This is a genomic window from Streptomyces sp. NPDC026301, assembly GCF_055567935.1.
On sequence record NZ_JBVHPN010000043.1, the window covers coordinates 1 to 5,304 of the forward strand.

Genomic DNA, 5,304 nt, shown 5'->3' on the forward strand with positions numbered 1-5,304 from the left:
CTTCCCCCCCCCTTTCCCCCCCTCCCCCCCCCCCCCCCCCCCCCCACACCCCCCCCCCCCCCCCCCCCCCCCCCCCCCCCCCCCCCCCCCCCCCCCCCCCCCCCCGCTTCCGTGTCGTCGTCTGCCGTGTCGTCGTCCGGCGGAGAGAGGCGCCTCAGCGCATCCGGCCGCCCTTCGGCATCCGCGCGCCCTTGGGCATCGGCCCCTTCGGCACCGGCATGTTGCTCATCAGGTCGCCGAGCGCCTTCAGCCGGTCGTTGGTGGCCGTCACCTGGGGGCCGGGCAGTACGCGCGGCAGCTTGAGCAGCGTCGTACGGAGCTTCTTCAGCGGTACCTGGCCCTCCTCGTCACCGACCACGAAGTCGTGGACCGGCGCGTCGGAGACCGTCCGGGCCATCCGCTTCTTCTCCGCGGCCAGCAGACCGCGGAGCCGGTTCGGATTGCCCTCGCCGACGAGCACGATGCCGGGCTTGCCGACCGCGCGGTGCACGACGTCCTGGTTCCGGTTCATCGCGACCGCGGGCGTCACCGACCAGCCGCGGCCGATGTTCTCCAGTACCGCCGCCGCGGCTCCCGGCTGGCCCTCCATCTGACCGAAGGCGGCCTTCTCGGCGCGCCGGCCGAAGATGACCGCCATCGCCAGGAACGCCAGCAGGAAGCCCAGGATGCCCGCGTACACGGGGTGGCCGATCAGGAAGCCGATGGCAAGGAGAACGCCGAATACGACGATGCCCACGCCCGCGACGACAAGACCGACCTTGGAGTCGACCCGACGGGTCATCTTGTAGGTCAGGGCGATCTGCTTGAGCCGCCCCTGGTTCGCAGTGTCTGCGTTTTCCTTCCTCGCCATGTACGGAAGTTTACGTGGCCGAGGTGCTCCGGGTCGCCGCGGCCTCCAGCACGTGCTGAGCGGCCCGCCGGTCCTCGGCGCGGCGGCGGTCCTCCAGCACCGCCGTCCAGGCGTTCCGGCGGGCGGTGCGCTGACCGCCTCGCATCAGCAGCGACTCCACGGCGCGCAGGGCGCCGGTGACGGACGGGATCGGCAGAGGGGTGGCGCGGACGGGCGCGGCCTGCATGGCGTGAGTCCCCTTCGGGGTGGTGGGAACAACGGGGGTATGAGCGGTGCGTGCATCCATCGTCACTGAAAGGTGTTACCAACGGATGACCGCACGGTCAAACGCCCATGAAACGTCGGCGCGGCCCGCACCGCTCCCGCCTGGGAGAAGTACGGACCGCGTACTCCGGCGTGTGCCGGGACTCACATCCGGCGGCCGCGCGGGACCGCGGACGAACGCAAATCCCGAACGCGAATCCGGTACGGACGATCATGCGGACGGGCGGCGCCCGATGGTGATCAGCGCCCCGTGACGGCGCTCGCCCCATCAGGCGGCCGATTCCCGATGGTGATCACACCGCCGGGCGCTCCGCGTCCGCCGCGCGCTTGTCCATCGCCTGCTTGAAGAGCCGGCCGGCGCGGTACGAGGAGCGGACCAGCGGCCCGGACATGACGCCCGCGTAGCCGATCTCCTCGGCCTCCTCCTGGAGCTCGACGAACTCCTGCGGCTTCACCCAGCGGTCCACCGGGTGGTGCCGCACCGTCGGGCGCAGGTACTGGGTGATGGTGATCAGCTCGCAGCCCGCGTCGTACAGGTCCTGCAGCGCCTGGCTGATCTCCTCGCGGGTCTCGCCCATGCCCAGGATCAGGTTGGACTTGGTCACCAGGCCGTCCTCGCGGGCCTTGGTGATGACCTCCAGCGAGCGCTCGTACCGGAAGCCCGGGCGGATCCGCTTGAAGATCCGCGGCACCGTCTCCACGTTGTGGGCCAGCACCTCGGGGCGCGAGGAGAAGACCTCGGCCAGCTGCTCGGGGACCGCGTTGAAGTCCGGGATCAGCAGCTCGACGCCCGTGTCGGGCATCAGGCCGTGGATCTGGCGGACGGTCTCCGCGTACAGCCAGGCCCCGCCGTCGTCGAGGTCGTCACGGGCCACACCGGTGATCGTGGCGTACCGCAGACCCATGGTCTGTACGGATTCGGCCACCCGGCGCGGCTCGTCGCGGTCCAGCTCCTGCGGCTTGCCGGTGTCGATCTGGCAGAAGTCGCAGCGGCGGGTGCACTGGTCACCGCCGATGAGGAAGGTCGCCTCGCGGTCCTCCCAGCATTCGAAGATGTTGGGGCAGCCCGCCTCCTGGCAGACCGTGTGCAGGCCCTCGCTCTTCACCAGGCCCTGCAGGTGGTTGTACTCGGGGCCCATTTTCGCCCGAGTCTTGATCCACTCGGGCTTGCGCTCGATGGGGGTCTGGCTGTTCCGGACCTCCAGGCGCAGCATCTTGCGTCCGTCGGGTGCGACAGCGGACACTCCGGCTCCCTAAGCTTCGTTTCTTCGGCGTACCCAGGGTACGCCCGTTGATTCGCACGTCTTTACGTGTCTTTATGTGCTGCACGCTTTACGTGCGGTGCAACCCGGTGCCGCCGGGCCGCATTCCGCCGGGCTCCCTGGTGGGGGCGCCGACGGGCCGGGTCATACGGCGCGGGGCAGCAGCTCGGCGTTCTCCAGTACGTCCCGCAGATGCTTCTCGGCGACCGGCAGCACCTCGTCGATCGTGACCTCGCGGCCCAGCTCGTTCGAGAGCGAGGTCACGCCCGCGTCGCGGATGCCGCACGGGACGATCTTGTCGAACTCGGTGTTGTCCGGATTCACGTTCAGCGCGAAGCCGTGCATCGTCACGCCCTTCGCCACCCGGATACCGATCGCGGCGAGCTTGCGGTCCTCGCGGCGCTGCCCGGCATTGGACGGGGCGTACTCCGGGCCGTTCAGCCGGGGGTCGAACAGCTCGTCGTTGACGCGCGGGTCGAAGTCCAGATTCAGGCCGCCCAGGGCCGTGCGCTGCTCCACGGGGTCGCCCAGCACCCACACGCCGCTGCGGCCCTCGACCCGGGAGGTCTCCACGCCGAACTCGGCGGCCACGCGGATCAGGGCGTCTTCGAGGCGGCGCACGTGTGCCACCACGTCGACCGGGCGCGGCAGCTTCTGGATCGGGTAACCGACCAACTGCCCCGGACCGTGCCAGGTGATCTTCCCGCCGCGGTCCACGTCGATGACGGGGGTGCCGTCCAGGGGGCGCTCGCTGTCGGCCGTGCGCCGGCCCGCCGTGTACACGGGCGGGTGCTCCAGCAGCAGACAGGTGTCCGGGATCTCGTCGGCGAACCGGGCGGCGTGCACCCGGCGCTGCTCCTGCCACGCCGTCGTGTACTCCACGCGGTCGGCGCCGAAGCCCATCCGGACAAAGCGCAGCTCACTCATGGCGGCTCCTCTTATTGCATCCATCGCGCCCGTCACCACTGTACGGGCGTGCCCGGGAACGCCCGAGGGCGGCCGGTTACGGGGCGGTACGGGCGGCCGGTGGCGGCCGCCGCGGCGTGGGTGACGCAGGCGTGATGCGGGTGCGACGGACGGTACGGACCGGGCGTGCGGGGCGGGACTTCCGGCAGGGCTCACGGGGGCCGCGTCGGCCTTTGACGCTGTGCTCACACGATCGGATGAACGCAGAGAGAACCTGGCCGGAACTCCGCTGTGGGCCGCTACATTCACGCCGTTCCAGGAGGGCGAAAGCGCCGGACGGTGTCGACCGGGCCCGGGCGGCGCGGCCCGGAAGGCAGGAGACCGTAAAGCTGATGACGGAACGACCCGACCCAGGCCCACAGCTTGAGGGATCGCCGCAACGCACACCCAACCGCAGACTCGCCTCGCTGATCGCCGAGGCGGGATTCTCCAATGCCGGTCTGGCCCGCCGGGTGGACCAGCTGGGGCTGGAACACGGGCTCGACCTGCGCTACGACAAGACATCGGTGACCAGATGGCTGCGCGGCCAGCAGCCGCGCGGCACCACCCCCGCACTGATCGCCGAGGTCTTCACCCGCCGCCTCGGACGCCGGCTCTCGGCGCAGGACCTGGGTCTGGACGCCTGCGCACCCGTGTACGCGGGGCTCGAATTCGCCGCGACCCCCGGCGAGGCGGTCGACATCGTCAGCGGGCTGTGGCGCAAGGACTCCGGCAGCCACGCCGAACTGCGGAAGATCGCGTTCACCCCGGCAGGCCTGGTGGTGCCCAGCCGGGACTGGCTCATCGGACGCGCCGACGAACGGGTCGCACGCGGCGAACCGGGCCCCGAGCCGCCCGGGCCCCGGGTGCCCGCACAGCTGCGCACCGGGGTGCCCCGCCAGCGCCGCCCCGAGCGCCCGGACCCCGCACACGGGTACCGCGTGTCGGCCGGTGACATCGCGGCACTGCGGTCGGTCGGCGAGCTCTTCCGGACGCTGGACCACGCGTACGGCGGCGGCCACGCGCGCCAGGCACTGGTGCGCTACCTGGAACACGAGGCCGAACCGATGCTGCGCGGCGCGTACAGCGAGGCCATCGGGCGGCGGCTCTTCTCCGCCGTCGCCGACCTGACCCGGCTGGCCGGCTGGACCTCGTACGACATCACCGCGCACGGCTTGGCACAGCGCTACTTCGTCCAGGCGTTGCGACTGGCGCAGGCCGCCGGTGACCGCGCGTACGGCAGCTACGTCCTGATCACGATGAGCCGGCAGGCGGTGTACCTGGGGCACGGCCGGGAGGCCGTCCAGCTGGCGCGGGTGGCCCAGCAGGGCATCGGCAGCGGACCTCCGCCGCTGGTCCAGGCGCTGCTGCACGCGGCCGAGGCACGCGGGCACGCCGTACTGGGCGAGGTACGCGCCTGCACCGCCTCCCTGGCGCGCGCCGAACGGGCACTGGAGGCCGCGCGCCCCGGGGACGAGGTCCCGCACTGGGCGCGCTTCTTCGACGAAGCGCAGCTCGCGGACGAGTTCGGGCACTGCCACCGCGATCTGCAGCAGTACCGCGCGGCCGCCCAGCACGCCGAGCGCTCCCTGCAGCTGCGCGGCGCCGGCTACGCCCGCAGCCGGCTGCTCTGCCGTCTCGTACTGGCGAGTGCCCGGCTGGGCCTGGGCGAACTGGAGCAGGCGTGCACGCTGGGCGCCGAGGCGGCGGTACAGGCGGCGGAGATGCGGTCCGTACGCGTGCATGAGTACGTACGGGACTTCGAGCGCAGGCTGGAGCCGTACCGCGACGCCGCCCCCGTACGCGGGTACCGGGACAAGGTGACCGCGCTGGGGTGAGGCGGCGGCGGTAGCGCGCGGGGCGGCGGGGGGGGGGGGGGGGGGGGGGAACCCCCCCCCCCCCCCCCCCCGGTGTCCCCTGGCATTTTCCCCCCCGCGGGCCCCAGCAAAGGCGGAGAGAGGGAGGCAAGAGCCCTCGGGAAAC

Annotated in this window: 5 protein-coding genes; 1 reads left to right on the top strand and 4 read right to left on the bottom strand. The window is 72.0% G+C overall.

The window, feature by feature from the left end; all coding sequences use genetic code 11:
- Nucleotides 1-154: 154 nt before the first annotated feature.
- The 4 genes from ACZ4MH_RS33980 to lipB all read right to left on the bottom strand — a co-directional run bounded on the left by ACZ4MH_RS33980 (nucleotide 155) and on the right by lipB (nucleotide 3,303).
- A complete protein-coding gene (locus tag ACZ4MH_RS33980) occupies nucleotides 155-850 on the bottom strand; it encodes a DUF4191 domain-containing protein (protein WP_351599209.1) in 696 nt (231 codons plus the stop codon).
- 10 nt (nucleotides 851-860) lie between these two features.
- Nucleotides 861-1,076 (bottom strand): SCO2195 family GlnR-regulated protein, encoded by a 216-nt coding sequence (locus tag ACZ4MH_RS33985; protein ID WP_351599210.1) that lies wholly within the window; start codon nucleotides 1,074-1,076, stop codon nucleotides 861-863.
- Between the two features lie 331 nt (nucleotides 1,077-1,407).
- Nucleotides 1,408-2,358 carry a lipoyl synthase gene (gene lipA, locus ACZ4MH_RS33990; protein WP_351599211.1) on the bottom strand — a complete coding sequence of 317 codons (951 nt, stop codon included), beginning with the start codon at nucleotides 2,356-2,358 and terminating at the stop codon, nucleotides 1,408-1,410.
- Nucleotides 2,359-2,520: 162 nt separating this feature from the next.
- Nucleotides 2,521-3,303, bottom strand: coding sequence for a lipoyl(octanoyl) transferase LipB (gene lipB / locus ACZ4MH_RS33995; protein ID WP_351599212.1), 783 nt, complete (start codon nucleotides 3,301-3,303; stop codon nucleotides 2,521-2,523).
- Between the two features lie 371 nt (nucleotides 3,304-3,674).
- Here lipB and ACZ4MH_RS34000 point away from each other — a divergent pair, with 371 nt between their 5' ends.
- Nucleotides 3,675-5,159 carry a regulator gene (locus tag ACZ4MH_RS34000; RefSeq protein WP_351599213.1) on the top strand — a complete coding sequence of 495 codons (1,485 nt, stop codon included), beginning with the start codon at nucleotides 3,675-3,677 and terminating at the stop codon, nucleotides 5,157-5,159.
- Nucleotides 5,160-5,304: the final 145 nt, after the last annotated feature.